Source organism: Sphingomonas naasensis (assembly GCF_004792695.1).
Lineage (GTDB): Bacteria > Pseudomonadota > Alphaproteobacteria > Sphingomonadales > Sphingomonadaceae > Sphingomonas > Sphingomonas naasensis.
This window is the reverse complement of record NZ_SRXU01000012.1, coordinates 46,794-63,815: the sequence shown is the minus strand read 5'-3', so window position 1 is coordinate 63,815 and position 17,022 is coordinate 46,794. Positions and strand designations below refer to the sequence as shown.

The following is a 17,022-nucleotide window of genomic DNA, read 5'->3' as shown; positions in this document are numbered from 1 at the left end:
TCCGCTATGAAGAACCCTTCTCTTATCGCCGCCGCCGCGATTGCGCTCTTTTCCCTCGCCGCTTGTGAGAGCAAGCCCGAGGAAGTGAGCAGCACCGCTCCCGATCCGATGGCCTCGCAGCTCGCCAACGCCGCGCCGGTCGAGCTTCCGCCTGCGATCTCCGAGAGCGTCACGCTGCGCTGCGGTGACAACAGCCTGATTTACGTGGATTTCTTCCAGGGCAACAAGCAGGTCCAGCTCAAGACCGAGAAGGGTGGCCCGGCGACGATGCTCAAGGCGCCCGAGGCTGGCCAGCCCTTCGAGGCCGCGGGTGGCTACAAGCTCACCGGCACGCCGAAGAACGTCAACGTCACGGTGCCCGGCAAGGCCGCCAAGACCTGCCACGCCTGAGGCGCGACAGACTCGTTATTTTCCAGGGCCGGCGGGGCTTCCCCGCCGGCCCTTTTTCATGCCAGCCTCGCAGCTGCGGAGGAGGACTCGTTTGGCGACGATCGCGGTCTACAGCCTGAAGGGCGGCGTCGGTAAGACGACGCTGGCGGTCAATCTCGCCTGGGCCGCGGCGACGCGCTCCGCCCGGCGCGCGCTGCTCTGGGATCTCGATCCGCAGGCGGCATCGACCTTCCTGCTCGAGGGCCATGCCAGTGGCCGCAACGCGGCGCAGGCGATCTTCACGCGCGATGTCGGCCCGGCCAAGCTCGCCCGCCATACCGGCATCGACCGGCTCGACCTGATCGCCGCCGATGCCTCGCTGCGATCGCTCGACCGGACCTTTCACGAGCTCGACAAGAAGAAGCGCCTCGCCAAGCTGCTCACGGCGCTGGCCGATTCCTACGAGCGCGTGCTGCTCGATTGCCCGCCCGGCCTTACCGAGACCAGCGAGCAGGTGATGCGCGCCGCCGATCTGATCGTCGTGCCGGTGATCCCCTCGCCGCTGTCGATGCGCGCGCTCGCCGAGGTCGAGAGCCATCTCGGCCGCAAGGGCGCGCCGCTGATGCCGGTCCATTCGATGGTCGATCGGCGTCGCAAGCTCCATGCCGAGGCGCTCGCCGCCCAGCCCGATTGGCCGGTGATTCCGATGGCGAGCATCGTCGAGGCGATGGCGGTGCGGCGCCGTCCGGTCGGCGCCTTCGCGCCGCGCAGCCCCGGCGCGCAGGCATTCGCCGATTTGTGGCAGGCGATCGAACGCCGGCTGGCATCGAAGCGTTGAGGCGCCATGACGCACCGCGTTCCTCCCCAGCTCGATCTCGATCCCGATCTGGTGCTGCGCGCATATGCGATGGGCGTCTTCCCGATGGCCGATCACCGGCTCGCGTCGAGCGTCTATTGGGTCGAGCCCAAGCTGCGCGGAATCCTGCCGCTCGACGATTTCCACCTGTCGCGCTCGCTGCGGAAGACGATCCTCGCCGATCGCTTCCGGGTCACCGTCGACAGCGCGTTCGGGGAGATCATCCGGCTTTGCGCCGAAGCCGCGACCGACCGGCCCGACACATGGATCAACGGCCCGATCGAGCGCGTCTTCACCGAGCTCCACCGCCGCGGTTTCGCGCATTCGATCGAGTGCTGGGATGGCGATCGCCTCGCCGGCGGCCTGTACGGGCTGGCGCTGGGCCGCGCCTTTTTCGGCGAATCGATGGTCACCCGGGTTCGCGATGCCTCGAAGGTCGCCTTCGCGCATCTCGTCGCGCGGTTGAAAGCGGGCGGGTTCACCCTGCTCGACTGTCAGTTCCAGACCGAGCATCTCGCCACGCTCGGCGCGATCGAAATCCCGCGCGACGATTATGTCGCGTTGCTGGGTGCCGCGCTGGGTGATTCGGCGGCGGGGCTCTCGCTCGGCGCCCCTTCGGTCTCGGGCGATTTCTTCGCGCTCGACCGGTCGCCCGATCCGCTTCCGCCCGCCGCAGGGGCCGGCACGGTGTCGGGCCCGCTGTCGCGGAAGGTCATCGCGCAGCTCTTGATCCAGACGTCGTAGATCGGGTGCTGAACGACGTTGAGCGCCGGCCGCTCCTTGTACACCCAGCCCGAAAAGACGCGCCGCCAGCTCTTGTCGAGCTGCTCGACATCGACCTGGAGAAACGCGCCGGTGAGCTGCTCGGCCTCCCAGGGCGCGGTCTTGTCGCATGCCCGCAGCCGGACGATCACGTCGCCGCTGCGCCCCGCCTGGCCGGGCTTGAGCTTGAACTCGCGGGCCTGGCCGTTGCGCTTGTTGAGCAGCCCCAGCACGGCCTCGCGCTCCTTCATCGGCGTCGCCGCCGCATTGAGCACGCTGGTGTCGGGGCCGACCGCCACCACTTCGGTGCCGCCCGCGGTGTTACCCGGGCCGGTGGTGATCACCAGATCGTCGGCAGCGTTGTTGCCGGCCTCCTCGCCGCCCTTGCACGCGCCGGTGGCGAGCAGCAGCGCCGCCGCCGCCGCGATTGCGGCGCGCCGCGTCATGCGTCGGGAGTCCAGGCCTCGTAGTCGCCGGTCGAGCGCGCCCGCTGGCCGCCCGCCTCGAGCGCGCCGGAGGGGCGATAGGCGGCGCGGGTGCCGGTCTGGTTCGGCTCGGCGGGCTTCTCCCACACCCTGGGTGCCGGCAGCGCCTGATCGGGCGCGGCATCGATCTGGTGGTGCAACCAGCTGAACCATTCGGGGGGCACGCGGCTCGCGTCGTTGGACCCGCTGTAGATCACCCAGCGGCGCGTGATTCCGTTCGGATCCTTGCCGCCTTCGAAATAAAGATTGCCGAGCGAATCCTCGCCGACCCGCGTCTTGCCGCGGCGACCCATCCATGTGCCGAAGGTGGTACCGTTCCACCAGGTGAAGATCGGAAAAGGCAGTCCCATGCGCAGCCGATTAGCGGCGCAGGCGCAGCGAGGCAATCGGCGAATGCGCGCCCGCCCCTGCGCACGATCAGCGGTTCTCGTCGGTCCAGCGCACCTTGTCGCCCGGCGCGATGCCCAGCTCGGCCGCCTTGCCGCCGTTGATTTCGAGCACCGCGCCCACCGGCTCGCCCGAGCGCAGCGGCTGCTCCGAATAGGGCACCGCATTCTCGGCGATCTTCGCGATGGTGCCGTCGGAACGGATGAACAGGATATCGAGCGGACTCGGCGTGTTCTTCATCCAGAAGCTCGCCTCGCGCGGCGGCCCTTCGGGAGGATAGGGCGCGAACAGCATGCCGCCATCGGCCGGGAGGTTGGTGCGGAACATCAGGCCCCGCTCCTGCTCGGCCGTGGTGCGCGCGACCTCGACATTGAATTTGCGCGGCCCGGCCTTGGTGTCGATCGTGACGAGGACCTTGGCCGGCGCCTGCTCGGCCGCGATCCCGGGGCCGGGCGCGCCGTTGCACGCAGTGGACACGAGCAAAACCGCTGCGACGAACGCCGCCCGCATTCCATGCCTGCGAATCATTGTCTCAGCCGGTCCTCTCGACCGCCACTGCCAGCGGTCCCTTGTCGCCCGCGACGATACGGGCGCTGAGCGGCTGGCCGGGTTCGACCTCCTCGATCTCGGCGCGGCGCAGCGTCTCCATATGGACGAATATATCCGCCGAGTCCGTGTCGCGCACGAGAAATCCGTAGCCCTTGAGGCGATTGAACCATTTGACCGTGACCGGCTCGAACGGCCCCGCCTCGTCGATCAGCTTGATCCGGTCGGCGCGCTCGGACGGGCGCTTGGGCGCCTCGACTGCCTCGCTCAGATCGATCGAGCGAATCTCCTTGGCCTGGAGCCCGCGCTGGCGGTGCACCGCGACGCATTCGACCCGCGCGCCTTCGGGCAGGCTCCGCCGGCCATGCTCCTGCAGCACGGTGAAATGGATGAGTATGTCCCCGGCCTCGCTGTCGTCGGCGACGAGGAACCCAAACCCCCGGGTCACGTCAAACCACTTCACGACACCACGATAAACCTGGCCGTCCGACGCCGTTTCCGCCTGCAAACCCTCTTCCCCCGGCGGCGCGATTCCAAGATCGCTAGGCGCAAGCTGTTGTTCAGCACGCATTATCTAGTCCCCCAAGGGACTGTATTTAACACAGCAATTTCCAAATGTGGAATTGCTTTGTTGGGGATGCCCCTTAAGCTTTAATCAAAACCGGTCCCACTCAGGGACGGCGATCAGTGCCTCGATATCATCTCCTGGCGCCATCCCGATGATTTTGCGCGAGATATCCATGCCGTGCCCCGCGCGCAGCATCGCCGCCAGCTGCTTTTCGCGCTGCGGACGGTCGGGGACTTCGCGCCCGAACGGTCCGATGCGTTTGCGCCGGGCGAAGGCGATCGCGCTCGCCGGCGCGTCCGCGGCGATCGCCGGAGCGACGGCCTCGGCATCGGCCGCCTCGATCCCTGCATGCCGCAGCGCCTCGTTAACTCGTCGCGCGCCGAATCCGCGGCGAGTCATCGCGCCGGCCCGCGTCTCGGCGAACAGCCGATCGTCGACATAGCCCCGGTCGGCCATGGCCTGCGCGACTTCGTCCGGGGCGGGGCTGCCCGCCCCCGCCCAGCCGCGCTCGCGGATCTTGCGCCGGAGATAATCGGACAATCGGCCCCTTGTGGTCGCGTAACGCTCGACGTAACGCAGCGCCAACCGCTCCAGATCGGCTTCGTTCAGGGGGGTAAGCGGGCGCCGCATCCGGGTCATGCGCCATGATTGTGCCACAGTGGCAACCGATTTTGAACGCCAGTGCGTAGCAGAGCCGTCCGCATTTAGTATGCGTTGTGGGGGCACAACGGGTCTGCCAGCTCACAGGGGCACGAGATAAAGAATGGTATTGGAAGAAACGGGATCGCATCAGGGTGTCATGGAAACGGGAAAACCCGTGCCGACCCCGACGGCCGACAGCCACCCCCGCCGCCTCGCGGACTTCGCCACGCTGGGCGAGGCGCTCGATTATGCGGCCGAGGGCGTTCGCGGGCTGAATTTCCACGACGTGCGCGGCAATCTCGCGCGGCCCTATCCTTTCTCGGAGCTCCGCCGTGACGCGATCGCGCAGGCCCATCGCCTGATCGCCGCCGGGGTCAAGCCCGAGGACCGGATCGCGCTGATCGCCGAGACCGGTGCCGAGTTCGCCTCGCTGTTCTTCGGCGTGGTCTATGCCGGCGCCTGGCCGGTGCCGCTGCCGCTGCCGACCAGCTTCGGCGGCGCGCAATCCTATATCGACCAGCTCCGCGTCCAGCTCGAGAGCTGCGATCCGTCGATGCTGATCTTCCCGCCCGAGATCGGCGCGATGTGCGCCGAAGCCGCGCGGATCACCGGCGTTGAGGGGATCGACTGGGCCGAGTTCGGCGCGCGCCCGGCGCCCGAAGGCGCGCTGCCCGCGGCGAAGACCGACGACATCGCCTATCTGCAATATTCGAGCGGCTCGACTCGCTTCCCCCATGGCGTGGCGATCACGCATCATGCACTGCTCAACAATCTCTCGGCGCACAGCCACGGCATGCAGCTGCAGGAGACCGATCGCTGCATCTCGTGGTTGCCCTGGTACCACGATATGGGGCTGGTCGGCTGCTTCCTCTCGGTGGTCGCCAACCAGGTCTCGACCGACTATCTCAAGACCGAGGACTTCGCCCGGCGCCCGCTCGCATGGCTCGACATGATCAGCCGCAATCAGGGCACCACCCTCTCCTATTCGCCGACCTTCGGCTACGATATCTGCGCGCGCCGCATGTCGTCGCAGACCAAGGCGAGCGAGCGCTTCGACCTGTCGCGCTGGCGCGTCGCGGGCAACGGCGCCGACATGATCCGTCCCGACGTGATGCAGTCGTTCGTCGATTCCTTCGCCGATGCCGGGTTCAAGGCCAGCGCCTTCCTGCCGAGCTACGGCCTCGCCGAGGCGACGCTCGCGGTGTCGATCATGCCCCCCGGTGAAGGCATCGTCGTCGAGCTGGTCGAGGAGACCCAACTCGCCGGCGGCGACGTCGCGCGCGAGGATCGCCCGCAGCGTTTCCGCGCGATCGTCAATTGCGGCAAGCCGGTGAAGGACATGGAGGTCCAGGTTCGCGAGGAAGACGGCACGCCGCTTCCCGAGCGCGCGATCGGCAAGGTCTGGTGCCGCGGCCCCTCGGTGATGGTCGGCTATTTCCGCGATCCCGAATCGACCGCGGCCTGCATGAAGGACGGTTGGCTCGACACCGGCGACATGGGCTATATCTCGGACGGTTATGTCTACATCGTCGGCCGGGCGAAGGACATGATCATCATCAACGGAAAGAACCACTGGCCGCAGGACATCGAATGGGCGGTCGAGCAGCTGCCCGGCTTCAAGCAGGGTGACATCGCCGCCTTCGCAATCACCACGCCCGGCGGCGAGGAGACGCCGGCGGTGCTCGTCCAGTGCCGCACGTCGGACGAGAAGGAGCGCCTCCGGCTGCGCGACGAGATCCGCGAGCGGGTCCGTTCGGTCACCGGGATGAACTGCGTGATCGAGCTGGTGCCGCCGCGCACGCTGCCGCGCACCAGCTCGGGCAAGCTCAGCCGCGCCAAGGCGCGCAACCTCTATCTGAACGGCGAGATCAAGCCCTACGATCTCGCAGCCTGACCGGCGCGACGGGCCGGCGCCGCCGGCTCGCCCGCATCGGCGGCGCGCGACGTAAATTTCGTCCGTTTCGCCCCTAAATCTAACCTCTCGCTAACCACCCCTCGGCTATCCCTGCCGGGTGACCAGCCAGACCACTTCCCAATTCGCCCGGCCGCGGATCGACGCGCGCGCGCTTCTCGGGCTCTACGATCCGGCCGACGCGATCGATTGGGGTCCGATTCGCGCCGCGCAGTTGCACGCCGGCAGCCAGCTGGCGCTGTTCATGCTCGCCGCCAATCTGGTCGGCGCGTCGCTCGTCACGATGCTTCTCGCGCCGCTGGCACCGCTCTGGCAGCTCGCGAGCTGGGGCGCGCTGGTCGCGGCCGTCGGCTGCACCGTCGCCTTCCGCCGCCTCTCGCGCCAGCATCGCAATGCCGTCACCGCCTCGCTCAAGGATGTGCGCGATACCGTGCTCGACGGGATCGCGCTGGGCGCGGTCTGGTCGATCCCGCCGCTCGCATTCGGCTATGCCGCCGCCGACGCCGGGGTGGCGCTTGGCCTGTGGGTTGTCGTCTCGCTGTTGATGACCGCCTCGGCGGTCGCGATGGCGGCGCTGCCGCTCGCCACGATCGCCTTCGTCTCGATCGTCGGCGCCTCGATCACGACGATGCTCGCATTGATCGCCGCGCCGGTCCTCGCCGCCGCCGCCGCGCTGCTCACCTTGCTGCTCGCGATCGCCACCTTCGGCCGCGGTCGTGCGCTGGTGGTGATTCGCGCCAACGAACTGGCGCTCGCCGAGCGCGACGAAACCGTCAGCCTGCTGCTCCGCGAGTTCGAGGATTCGGGCTCGGACTGGCTCTGGGAGATCGACGCCCAGCGCCGCGTGGCGCGCGCCAATCCGCGCTTCGCGGTGTCGCTCGGCGCCGATCCCAAGACGATCAACGGCACGCCCTTCCTTCAGCTGCTCGCCGGCCCGACCTGGGAGGACGGCAATTTCACGCCCGAGCTGCGCGTGCTCGCCGAGAAGCTCAAGGGCCGCGAGCCGTTCCGCGATCTGCTGCTTCCGGTTTTCGTCAATCAGGACGAGCGCTGGTGGGAGATGTCCGCCAGCCCGCGCTATGACGAGCGCGGCGCGTTCATCGGCTTCCGCGGCGTCGGCTCGGACGTCACCGAGGCGCGCAAGTCGGCCGACAAGATCAATCACATGGCGCGCTACGACACGCTCACCGGCCTGCCCAACCGCCTGCTGATCAACGAGACGCTCGCCCGCGCGATGGCCGATGCCGACAAATGGGGCTCGCGCTGCGCGTTCATGATGATCGATCTCGATCGCTTCAAGGCAGTCAACGACACGCTCGGCCACCCGGTCGGCGATCGCCTGCTCGGCCGCGTCTCGGAGCGGCTCAAGCTGCTGATGACCGAGAATGAGATGATCGGCCGGCTCGGCGGCGACGAGTTCGCCGTCGTAGTCCGCGACGCGACCGACACCCAACGCATCGAGCAGCTCGCCCAGACGATCATCGATTCGCTGTCGCGCCCCTATGAGGTCGATCAGCACACCCTCTATATCGGCGCGTCGGTGGGCCTCGCGGTCGGCCCGCGCGACGGACGCACCGCCGAGATGCTGATCCGCTCGGCCGATCTCGCGCTCTATCGCTCGAAGGATGCCGGCGGCGGGGTCTTCCACGCCTACGAACCCCAGCTCCACATGGCCGCCGAGGAGCGCCGCGTGCTCGAGATCGCGCTGCGCAGCGCCGTCGAGCAGGGCGAGATGCACCTCAACTACCAGCCGGTGGTCAACGCCGCGACCGGCCAGCTCACCGGCTTCGAGGCGCTGCTGCGCTGGACGCATCCCGAGTTCGGCAATGTCTCGCCGGCGAAGTTCGTCCCGCTCGCCGAGGAAGCCCGGCTGATCGCGCCGATCGGCGAATGGGTGCTGCGGACCGCCTGCGACGAGGCCGCGCGCTGGGACGTGCCCGCGCGCATCGCCGTCAATGTCAGCCCCGAGCAGCTCCACAACCCTGCCTTTGTCGGTATCGTCGCGCAGGCGCTCGCCCAGTCGGGCCTGCTGCCCGAGCGGCTCGAGCTCGAGGTCACCGAGAGCGTGTTCATGCGCGAAGGCACCGTCGCGGTCGAAGTGCTCGAGAAGATCCTGGATCTCGGGGTGCGCCTGAGCCTCGACGATTTCGGCACCGGCTATTCGTCGCTCGGCTATCTCGCGCATACCCGCTTCAGCTCGATCAAGATCGACCGCAGCTTCGTCCAGGGCGCCTCGAAGGGCACCAAGGAAGCGATCGCGATCATCCGCGCCGTCGTGGCGCTCGCCGACAGCCTCGGCATGGCGACCACTGCCGAGGGCGTCGAGACCGAGGAGGAGCACCAGATGGTCCAGGCGCTCGGCTGCTCGAAGGTCCAGGGCTATTATTTCGGCCGCCCGCTCCCGGTGCTCGAAGCACGCGCGCTGGCGATGCACGCCTCGGGCGGCAGCGTCGCTGCGTGAGAACGCTTGCTAGCGCGTCGCGGGCTCGCTAAGGGCTGCGGCCGCACAGGGGCGTAGCTCAGCTGGTTAGAGCGTCGGTCTCCAAAACCGAAGGCCCTCGGTTCGAATCCGAGCGCCCCTGCCATTCTCTTCTGGCGCGCGATTTTCGCGATCCTTGTCCAGGGACCCCCAGAAAATTCGAATTGGTTTCGAGCCGGAGGCCGTTGCACGCGGGCAGCTATGCCGCTGAATAATTTCACAATTTCTTCCCGCGCCAATGTCCGGGATCGACGGGCGTGACACCGTGCGATCGGGCCGCTAGGTCGGCCGCGATGGGTGGGCTTCGCTCCTGGACGAAATCGAATCGCGCGCTGGCATTGTGGCTGATCGCCATGGTGCTGGTCGTGAAGGCGTTCGTTCCGCAAGGGTACATGATCGCGCCCGGCAAAACGCTGACCCTCGCTCTATGCTCGGGGGCAGGTCCGGCGGAGATGGCCATCAACATGCCAATGGCCCCGGCCCAACCGGAGCCGCATTCGGGCAAAAAGGCGCAGGACCAGATCTGTCCGTTCTCGGTGCTCGGCCATGCCGCGGCAAACGGCGTGGACGCGATCCTTCTGCTCGCTGCCATCGCCTTTGTGCTCGCCTTGGGCTTTGCCGCGCGCAGTCGCCCCCCGCTTCGCCGGCGCGCCTATCTGCATCCACCGTTGCGCGGACCACCTCTACTCGCCTGATCGCATTGGAATCGCCGGGCACGCCCGGCTCTGCGCACATGCCTCCACACGAGGCATCTTCAGGTGATTGCCTATGTCCGTATCCCATCGCGCGCTCGCCGCAGCGCTCGTCGCCATTGCCTTTGCCGCCCCTGCTGCGGCGCAAGACGCCTCGACCAATGTTGCTGACCCGCACCCTGCCCGCGACGATGTCGTCGTCACCGCGACGCCCAATGCCGCACAGGCGACCATCGAGATCCAGCGCACCCCCGGCGGCGTCGCGCTGGTGCCCGACACCGCGTTCAGGGACTCGCCGGTCCAGAACATCAAGGACATCCTGGCCTATGTGCCCGGCGTGATCACCCAGCCGCGCATGGGCGACGATGCGCGCGTCTCGATCCGCGGCTCGGGCCTGTCGCGCGCTTACGGCATCCGCGGCGTCACCGTGCTGCTCGACGGCATCCCGATGAACACGTCGGACGGGCTGATGGACTTCTTCGAGATCGACCCCAGCGCCTATCGCTATGTCGAGGTCTACAAGGGCGGCAACGCGCTGCGTTATGGCGCCAACAGTCTCGGCGGCGCGATCAACCTCGTCACGCCGACCGGGCGCGACGCATCGTCGCTCGAGGCGCGGATCGACGGCGGCAGCTTCGGCTATGTAAAGGGCCAGGCCAGCACCGGCGGCACCTCGGGCGCGTTCGACTGGTTCGTCACGGCCTCGGCCCAGACGATCGACGGCTATCGCGACCATAGCAATGGCGACGCGTTCCGCGGCAATTTCAACATCGGCTATCGCATCTCGCCGAACGTCGAGACGCGCTTCTACGTCACCGGCGCCTCGACCGACCAGCGCATCCCCGGCGAAGTGACCAAGGCCCAGGCGCTGAACAGCCCACGCTCGGCGAACGCCGTGTGGGTGGCGCAGGACCACCAGCGCAACGTCGATTCGGTCCGCGTCTCGAACAAGACCAGCTTCAGCTTCGGCGATACGACGCTGGATGTCGGCGCCTTCTACAATTGGCGCCGTGTCGATCATCCGATCTACCAGTATCTCGATTATTCCGTCGACGATTACGGTGCGTTCGCCCGTCTCGTCGACGACCGCGATCTTGGCGGAATCCACAACCGGCTGACCCTCGGCGTCAATCTCCACAACGGCACGATCGACACGCGCCAATACGTCAATGTCGCCGCGACCAAGGGCGCGCTGACCGTATCGATGGTCGACAAGCCGAACAACTTCTCGGCCTATGCCGAAGATTCGCTGACCGTGGTGCCCAGCCTCACGCTGGTCGCCGGCGTCAAGTATCTCGACGCCAGCCGCGACCGGCGCGACCGCTTCCTTTCCGATGGCGATCAGTCGGGCAACAAGGACTTCCAGCTGTGGAGCCCGAAATTCGGCGTGCTGTGGGAAGCGCAGCCGGGCGTGCAGGTCTTCGCCAACATTTCGCGCAGCGGCGAGGTGCCGAGCTACGACGCCAATGTCATCACCGCGACCAACCTGAAGCCGCAGCGCGCGACCACCTATGAGGTCGGCACGCGCGGCAAGGCGGGCGGCATCGGCTGGGACGTCTCGCTCTATCGCTCGGATATCCGCGACGAGCTGCAGTGCCTGACCACCGCGCCTTGGGCGGCCTGCTCGATCATCAACGCCGGCAAGACCGTGCATCAGGGCATCGAGGCCGGGCTCGACGCGGACATCCCGCTCTCCGCCTCGGGCGACGCGATCGCGGTGACGGCGGCCTACACCTATAGCGACTTCAACTTCGACGGCGACGCCATCTATGGCGACAACGAACTGCCCGGCATCCCGAAGCATTATCTGCGCGCGGAATTGCTCTACAAGCATCGCAGCGGCTTCTATGCCGGCCCGAACGTCGAATGGGCGCCGGGCCATTATTTCGCCGACAACGCCAACACGCTGAGCGTCGATCCCTATGCGCTGCTGGGCCTCCGGGCCGGGTTCGACACGGGCGAGCGCTGGTCGGTCTATGTCGAGGGCCGCAACCTGACCGACAAGCGCTACATCTCGACGGTGGCGATCGCCGGCGTTGCCAGCGCTGCGTCCGAGATCTTCAACCCGGGCACCGGCCGCGCCGTCTATGGCGGCATCCGGTTCAAATGGTGAGGCTGGCGCGATGACGAGCCCGGTGAGCGAGAGGCCGATAGCGGCGGGCGCCCATGCCGGCGCACTCTACCGCACGATCTGGCGCTGGCACTTCTATGCCGGGCTGTTCGTGCTGCCCTTCATCCTGATCCTGTCGGTCACCGGCTCGATCTATCTGTTCAAACCGCAGATCGACCGCTGGCAGGAGCGCGCCTATCGCGGCTTGGGCACCGAGGGCGCCGTATCGCCCGACAAACAGCTCGCCTCGGTGATGACGCGCTTTCCCACCGCGCGCTTCACTCATTACCGCCTGCCCGAGCAGCCAGGCGATGCGGCGATGGTCCAGCTCGGCTTCACCGACGGGCAGAAACGCGACGTCTATGTCTCGCCGCAGGGCCAGGTGCTGGGCGACATCGACCCCGAGACGCGCATCTCGGATACCGTTTCGCGCATCCATGGCTCGCTGCTGCTCGGCACCCTGGGCGACCGGCTGGTCGAGCTGGCGGCGAGCTGGACGATCGTGATGCTGCTGACCGGCCTCTATCTGTGGTGGCCGCGGCCATTCCGCGCGGGCGGCACGATCTACCCCCGGCTCTCGCTCAAAGGGCGCCCGCTGCTCAAGGATATCCACCGCGTCACCGGCTTCTGGATCGCCGGGTTGGTGCTGGTGATGCTCGCGAGCGGCCTGCCCTGGGCCGGCGCATGGGGCGGCGCCTTCAAATGGGCGCGGACCGAGCTCGGGCTGGTCAAGGGACCGCAGGACTGGAAGATCGGTGCCGATGGCGGCCATGCCGGGCATCATGGCGCGCCGCCGATCGCCATGCCGATGCCGGACGCGCCCGAACCCGGCGGGCTGCCGCTCTCGACGTTTGTCGCCAGGGCCGAGGGCGAGCATATGGCGTTCCCGGTGCTGGTGCTGCCGCCGCACGCGCCGCAACGCTTCGGCCCGCCCCTCGGCAATGAGTGGATGGCGAAATCCGAGGCACAGAACCGCTGGCTCGGCCGGCAAGTGACCTACGATCCGACTACCGGACACGAGACCGGCCGCCGGGGCTTCGCCGACCAGCACATCGTCGACAGGATCGTCAACACCGGCGTCGCCTGGCACGAGGGGCAGTTGTTCGGTCTGGCCAACCAGCTGATCGGCGTGGTCACTGCGTTTTCGCTGATCGCGATCAGCATTCTGGGCGTCGTGATGTGGCTGAAGCGCCGCCCAAGGGACCAGTTCGGCGCGCCGCCGCGCGTCCGTGGGGCACGCCTGCACTGGGTGATCTCCGCGATGGTGCTCCTCGCTGTCCTGTTGCCGCTATTTGGGGCGTCGCTTCTGGCGCTCATCCTGCTCGACCGCAGTTTGACGACCGCCAGGCGCGTATTGCGAGCGTGACCGCTTTCGGGGGTTCGCGATAGCGAGATCACCGATGCGCAGATGGGACAGCTACCCGACAGCGTCGGGTTGGTCGAAATGCTCTAGCGAGGCGGCCCGTCTTCACCCCTCGTGTTGATGAGCAGGTCGCGTCAGCCTGGCGGCTGCGGCCACCCCGTCGCGACGCTGCCGGTGGCGATCGGTTGGCATCGCCTGCCTCTTCGCGCCTTTCCCGGCACTCGCATGGTTCAGCGAGCTTGCGGGGCAAACCGGCATGTGACTCCGTTTGGTCCCGTGCCCGGTCCTAGAAGCCGAGCTCCGAGAGGGGCGGATGATCGCGGGGTCGCGGCCCCGCCGCCCAGCGCAGCGCGCGTTCATGTTCCTGAATCGCATGCTCGTTGCCGGCGGTGAAGCGGCGCTTGACGAGGCCCGCCTCGTCGAACGCCAGCGCCTCGTTGCCATAGGCGCGGAACCACGAACCGCTGTCATTGCGGAATTCCGCGGCGAACCGGTACGACAGGCGGTGCTCGCCCTCGGTCCACAGCTCGAAGATCACCCGCTGGTCGATCTCGCGCCTGACCTGGCGCTCGACATAGGTCCGGATCTGCTCGCGGCCCCACAGGAAATAGACGCGATTGCGCCAGTGACAGTCGATCGTGTTGCTCAGGACGATCGCGTCGCAGTCGCGCATGTTCCAGGCGCATTCGGCGTCGCGGACCCACTGCGCCGCGGCCGGACTCAATTGGGACATCAGGACTTCCACCATATCTACATAACCAACGCTCCGCCCGCGGCACCCGACGGTGCGCGGACGGTCGTCGGCCGATAATGACCGCGCCGGCGGCGGGCGCCAGTTAGGCGTTGTTAGTTCTTCCCGATGCCCGCGCGGGGCGCGCGAAGCAGCCACCACCGGACGCGACTTTCCGCGCGCTTACAGGACATCACAGCGATTAACGAGCGTGCCGCAGCGACCAAGGCTATCGTCACGGCATCCCTCACTGGCCCTGAAAGAGAGACGAGACATGCCCAGCCAATTGCCCGAGATGCCGGATCCTCGCCGCCGCGAATTCGTCCGCATCGCGGCGGCGGCAGCCGCCACTCTCGCCGCAGGCGCCGCGACGCAGCCCGCGATGGCGCGACCGACAACGCCGCGCCCGGGAACGCCGCGCCCGGGAACGCCCATGGGGCCGATCCGGCAAATCGCCGCCGGCGTCCTCGACATCGGTTATGTGGAGATGGGGCCGGCATCGGGCGCGCCCATTCTGTTGTTTCATGGCTGGCCGTACGACATCCACGCGTTCGCGGAGGTCGTGCCGGTCCTCGTGGCGAGGGGACACCGCGTCATCATTCCGCATCTGCGCGGCCACGGCTCGACGGTGTTCCGCGCCGCATCGACGCCGCGCAACGCCCAGCAGGCGGCGCTCGCCGCGGACGGAATCGCGCTGATGGACGCCCTTCGCATCGAGAAGGCAGTTGTCGCCGGCTTCGATTGGGGCGCGCGCACCGCGAACATCATGGCCGTTCTCTGGCCGCAGCGCTGCACGGCGCTGGTCTCGGTCAGCGGCTATCTGATCGGCAGCCAGGCAGGCAACGCCAAGCCGCTCGCGCCCGCGCAAGAACTGCAATGGTGGTACCAGTTCTACTTCGCCACCGAGCGCGGCAAGGCCGGCTATGCGGCGAATACGAACGCGTTCAATCGCCAGATCTGGCAGCTGGCTTCGCCGGCATGGAAGTTCGACGACGCCACGTTCGATCGCTCGGCCGCGTCCCTCGCCAATCCCGATCATGTCGCCATCGTCATCCACAATTACCGCTGGCGGCTCGGGCTCGCCGAGGGAGAAGCCCAGTATGACGCAGTCGAGGCCCGGCTGGCCGGCGCGCCTCCGATCACGATCCCCACGATCACGATGGAAGGCGATGCCAATGGGGCGCCGCATCCCGCGCCCGAAAACCACCGGGCGAAGTTCACCGGTCCCTACGAGCATCGGCTGATCACCGGCGGCGTGGGCCACAACCTCCCGCAGGAGGCGCCGCTCGCCTTCGCCCAGGCCGTCCTCGATGCCACCGGGCTCGCGCGATGAAGCTTCGTGGCGCGCACGCGCTACTATTCGCGACATTGGTCTTCGGCGCATCTGCCGTCGCGGCCGGCCAACGTGCGGTGGGTCCGGGATCGCCGATCTACGGCGTGAAGCTCCCCGATGGCTATCGCGACTGGAAGCTGATCAGCGTCGCGCAGGAGAACGGGAAGAACAACGACATCCGCGCGATTCTCGGCAATCCCGCCGCCGTGGAGGCGTTCCGGAAGGGCACGCGGCCCTTCCCGGACGGCGCCGTTATCGTGCGGCTCGCATGGCGATACCAGTCGTCGCCGCGCAACGACGCGGTCTTCCCCGCCCCCCAGTCCTTCGTGGCGGGCGCGCCGACCAATGTGCAGGTCAGCGTCAAGGATTCGAAGCGTTACGCCGCCAGCGGCGGCTGGGGTTACGGGCAGTTCGAAGCTGGCCTGCCAAACCCGGATCCGGCGATCGCCCGCGCCTGCTTCACCTGCCATCAGAAGCTCGGGAAGCTGGAGGGCGGCGCGGACTTCGTGTTCACCGCCTGGTCGGAATAGCGCCGGCGTCCGGAGACGCCGGCGCTTTGCCTCAGCGGGCCGCCGCCGCGCGCTCGATCAAGCCGGCCACCGCGGGCGCGTGCGACACCATCACCACGTGCGAGGCGCCCTTGACCACCACCGTCTGCCGGGATTTCGCCCGCTCCGCCATGAAGCCCATCGCGGCGGGCGGAATATTTCGGTCGCCATCGCCATAGATGAACCATGACGGCAGGTGCTTCCACGCCGGCATGGTGGCTTCTTCCGCAAGCGCCGCCTCGGCGACGGGACGCTGGCCCGCGGCCATCTGCCGCGCCGCCGGCGCGGGCACGTCCGCGGCGAACTGGTCGTGGAAGCGCGCCTGCAGAATGTAGAGGTCGTTGCCGCCCGCGGTCAGCTTCACCGGCGGCGCCAGTGCCGTCCCCAGCGTGCTGCCGGGGAATTTGCCGGTCAGTCCCAACGCGGTTTCGCCGGTATCGGGGGCGAAGGCCGAGACGTACACCAGCGCCTTCACGTTACCCGCGCCTTCGGCAGCTTCGCTGATGACCGAACCACCATAGGAATGCCCGACCAGCACCACCGGCCCCGGGACGCTTTTTACCACGTCGGCGACCACATCGGCGTCAGCGCGCACCCCGCGCAACGGATTGGGTGCGGCGATCACGGTATAGCCGTCCCGTTCGAGTAGCGTGATCACGCCATTCCAGCTGGACGAGTCCGCGAACGCGCCGTGAACCAGCACGATGGTGGGCCTGACGGGCTGAGCCTGCGCCGAGGCGGCGAACAGACCTGCAGCGAGAACGAGCCCGCCGGTGATGACCTTCTTCATATCGATCTCCTTGTTGATGTCGGTTCAGACGAGTGCGACGACCGCGTCGATGTTGCCCTTGATCGCCTTCGAATAGGGGCAGGTCCGGTGCGCGGTTTCGATGAGAAGCCGGGCGAGGTCGGGGTCGAGGCCTGGAACGCTGACGTTCAGCTTGGCCGCCAGCGAGAAGCCGTCGTCGCCGAGCCGCAACGCGACCTCGGCATCGATGGCGAGATCAGCCGGGAGCGTGATGCCCTTCTGCTTTGCGGCGATCGCCATCGCCCCCTCGAAGCAGGCGGACCAGCCGGCGGCGAACAGCTGCTCGGGATTGGTGCCCTGACCGGGGCCGCCGGGGGTCGACAGCTTCACGTCGAGCCGGCCGTCGGCGCTTCGGGCGCTGCCGTCGCGCCCGCCGGTCACATGGACGTTGGCGGTGTAGAGGATCTTGATATCGGACATCGGTCTTCTCCT

17 protein-coding genes, 1 tRNA gene and 1 pseudogene are annotated in these 17,022 nt (G+C 67.7%); 11 read left to right on the top strand and 8 right to left on the bottom strand.

The genetic code is table 11. The annotated features are described in order from the left end of the window. The first annotated feature begins 84 nt into the window (after positions 1-84). The 3 genes from E5A74_RS19990 (at position 85) to aat (ending at position 1,969) form a co-directional block, all read left to right on the top strand. Positions 85-390 (top strand): hypothetical protein, encoded by a 306-nt coding sequence (locus tag E5A74_RS19990; RefSeq protein WP_338111809.1) that lies wholly within the window; start codon positions 85-87, stop codon positions 388-390. Positions 391-481: 91 nt separating this feature from the next. Beyond that, on the top strand, positions 482-1,207 hold the full coding sequence (locus tag E5A74_RS19985) for a ParA family protein (protein WP_135987389.1): 726 nt from the start codon (positions 482-484) through the stop codon (positions 1,205-1,207). Positions 1,208-1,213: 6 nt separating this feature from the next. After that, entirely contained in the window at positions 1,214-1,969 is a 756-nt protein-coding gene (gene aat / locus E5A74_RS19980) for a leucyl/phenylalanyl-tRNA--protein transferase (protein ID WP_135987388.1), read from the top strand. A gap of 35 nt (positions 1,970-2,004) precedes the next feature. Here aat and E5A74_RS21315 read toward each other — a convergent pair. The 5 genes and pseudogenes from E5A74_RS21315 to E5A74_RS19955 form a co-directional block, all read right to left on the bottom strand. Beyond that, positions 2,005-2,238 (bottom strand): annotated as a pseudogene (locus E5A74_RS21315) (DUF2155 domain-containing protein); the annotation flags it as partial. Positions 2,239-2,429: 191 nt separating this feature from the next. Further along, positions 2,430-2,822 (bottom strand): NADH:ubiquinone oxidoreductase subunit NDUFA12, encoded by a 393-nt coding sequence (locus tag E5A74_RS19970; protein ID WP_135987386.1) that lies wholly within the window; start codon positions 2,820-2,822, stop codon positions 2,430-2,432. A 67-nt stretch (positions 2,823-2,889) separates the two neighbouring features. Next, positions 2,890-3,387: a DUF192 domain-containing protein gene (locus tag E5A74_RS19965; RefSeq protein WP_240699904.1), complete on the bottom strand. Its 498-nt coding sequence runs from the start codon at positions 3,385-3,387 to the stop codon at positions 2,890-2,892. Between the two features lie 4 nt (positions 3,388-3,391). After that, positions 3,392-3,976 (bottom strand): cold-shock protein, encoded by a 585-nt coding sequence (locus E5A74_RS19960; RefSeq protein ID WP_135987385.1) that lies wholly within the window; start codon positions 3,974-3,976, stop codon positions 3,392-3,394. A gap of 84 nt (positions 3,977-4,060) precedes the next feature. Continuing rightward, a complete protein-coding gene (locus tag E5A74_RS19955; protein WP_338111994.1) occupies positions 4,061-4,513 on the bottom strand; it encodes a RecX family transcriptional regulator in 453 nt (150 codons plus the stop codon). Between the two features lie 223 nt (positions 4,514-4,736). Here E5A74_RS19955 and E5A74_RS19950 point away from each other — a divergent pair, with 223 nt between their 5' ends. The 6 genes from E5A74_RS19950 (at position 4,737) to E5A74_RS19925 (ending at position 13,174) form a co-directional block, all read left to right on the top strand. Continuing rightward, positions 4,737-6,509 (top strand): fatty acyl-AMP ligase, encoded by a 1,773-nt coding sequence (locus E5A74_RS19950; protein WP_206365929.1) that lies wholly within the window; start codon positions 4,737-4,739, stop codon positions 6,507-6,509. Positions 6,510-6,627: 118 nt separating this feature from the next. After that, the gene (locus E5A74_RS19945) at positions 6,628-8,988 is read left to right on the top strand and encodes a putative bifunctional diguanylate cyclase/phosphodiesterase (protein ID WP_135987383.1); all 2,361 of its coding nucleotides are present in this window, start codon (positions 6,628-6,630) and stop codon (positions 8,986-8,988) included. A gap of 47 nt (positions 8,989-9,035) precedes the next feature. After that, positions 9,036-9,112 (top strand) — tRNA-Trp (locus E5A74_RS19940). Between the two features lie 187 nt (positions 9,113-9,299). Continuing rightward, positions 9,300-9,701 carry a DUF2946 family protein gene (locus tag E5A74_RS19935; protein ID WP_135987382.1) on the top strand — a complete coding sequence of 134 codons (402 nt, stop codon included), beginning with the start codon at positions 9,300-9,302 and terminating at the stop codon, positions 9,699-9,701. Between the two features lie 73 nt (positions 9,702-9,774). Then, positions 9,775-11,811: a TonB-dependent receptor family protein gene (locus tag E5A74_RS19930; protein ID WP_135987381.1), complete on the top strand. Its 2,037-nt coding sequence runs from the start codon at positions 9,775-9,777 to the stop codon at positions 11,809-11,811. Between the two features lie 22 nt (positions 11,812-11,833). Beyond that, positions 11,834-13,174 carry a PepSY-associated TM helix domain-containing protein gene (locus E5A74_RS19925; protein WP_240699903.1) on the top strand — a complete coding sequence of 447 codons (1,341 nt, stop codon included), beginning with the start codon at positions 11,834-11,836 and terminating at the stop codon, positions 13,172-13,174. A 283-nt stretch (positions 13,175-13,457) separates the two neighbouring features. Here the strand turns inward: E5A74_RS19925 and E5A74_RS19920 are convergent, their stop codons facing one another. Then, entirely contained in the window at positions 13,458-13,904 is a 447-nt protein-coding gene (locus tag E5A74_RS19920; protein ID WP_240699902.1) for a DUF1348 family protein, read from the bottom strand. Positions 13,905-14,175: 271 nt separating this feature from the next. On the opposite strand from E5A74_RS19920, the gene E5A74_RS19915 reads away from it, so the two are divergent. Both E5A74_RS19915 and E5A74_RS19910 read left to right on the top strand, forming a co-directional pair. Beyond that, entirely contained in the window at positions 14,176-15,234 is a 1,059-nt protein-coding gene (locus tag E5A74_RS19915; protein WP_135987378.1) for an alpha/beta fold hydrolase, read from the top strand. Continuing rightward, positions 15,231-15,764, top strand: coding sequence for a cytochrome P460 family protein (locus tag E5A74_RS19910; RefSeq protein WP_135987377.1), 534 nt, complete (start codon positions 15,231-15,233; stop codon positions 15,762-15,764). The genes E5A74_RS19915 and E5A74_RS19910 overlap by 4 nt, the downstream gene beginning before the upstream one ends. Before the next feature lie 31 nt (positions 15,765-15,795). On the opposite strand, the gene E5A74_RS19905 is transcribed toward E5A74_RS19910, so the two are convergent. Both E5A74_RS19905 and E5A74_RS19900 read right to left on the bottom strand, forming a co-directional pair. Then, positions 15,796-16,572 (bottom strand): alpha/beta fold hydrolase, encoded by a 777-nt coding sequence (locus tag E5A74_RS19905; protein ID WP_135987376.1) that lies wholly within the window; start codon positions 16,570-16,572, stop codon positions 15,796-15,798. 24 nt (positions 16,573-16,596) lie between these two features. Beyond that, entirely contained in the window at positions 16,597-17,010 is a 414-nt protein-coding gene (locus E5A74_RS19900; RefSeq protein WP_135987375.1) for an organic hydroperoxide resistance protein, read from the bottom strand. Positions 17,011-17,022 lie beyond the last annotated feature (12 nt).

What these genes read in the sequence shown, in the direction of transcription:
- E5A74_RS19930 (WP_135987381.1), top strand. Translation starts at nt 9,775, where the DNA reads ATGTCCGTATCCCATCGCGCGCTCGCCGCAGCGCTCGTCGCCATTGCC.
- E5A74_RS19910 (WP_135987377.1), top strand. Translation starts at nt 15,231, where the DNA reads ATGAAGCTTCGTGGCGCGCACGCGCTACTATTCGCGACATTGGTCTTC.
- E5A74_RS19915 (WP_135987378.1), top strand. Translation starts at nt 14,176, where the DNA reads ATGCCCAGCCAATTGCCCGAGATGCCGGATCCTCGCCGCCGCGAATTC.
- E5A74_RS19950 (WP_206365929.1), top strand. Translation starts at nt 4,737, where the DNA reads ATGGTATTGGAAGAAACGGGATCGCATCAGGGTGTCATGGAAACGGGA.
- E5A74_RS19905 (WP_135987376.1), bottom strand. Translation starts at nt 16,572, where the DNA reads ATGAAGAAGGTCATCACCGGCGGGCTCGTTCTCGCTGCAGGTCTGTTC.
- aat (WP_135987388.1), top strand. Translation starts at nt 1,214, where the DNA reads ATGACGCACCGCGTTCCTCCCCAGCTCGATCTCGATCCCGATCTGGTG.
- E5A74_RS19965 (WP_240699904.1), bottom strand. Translation starts at nt 3,387, where the DNA reads ATGATTCGCAGGCATGGAATGCGGGCGGCGTTCGTCGCAGCGGTTTTG.
- E5A74_RS19970 (WP_135987386.1), bottom strand. Translation starts at nt 2,822, where the DNA reads ATGGGACTGCCTTTTCCGATCTTCACCTGGTGGAACGGTACCACCTTC.
- E5A74_RS19920 (WP_240699902.1), bottom strand. Translation starts at nt 13,904, where the DNA reads ATGTCCCAATTGAGTCCGGCCGCGGCGCAGTGGGTCCGCGACGCCGAA.
- E5A74_RS19935 (WP_135987382.1), top strand. Translation starts at nt 9,300, where the DNA reads ATGGGTGGGCTTCGCTCCTGGACGAAATCGAATCGCGCGCTGGCATTG.
- E5A74_RS19960 (WP_135987385.1), bottom strand. Translation starts at nt 3,976, where the DNA reads ATGCGTGCTGAACAACAGCTTGCGCCTAGCGATCTTGGAATCGCGCCG.
- E5A74_RS19900 (WP_135987375.1), bottom strand. Translation starts at nt 17,010, where the DNA reads ATGTCCGATATCAAGATCCTCTACACCGCCAACGTCCATGTGACCGGC.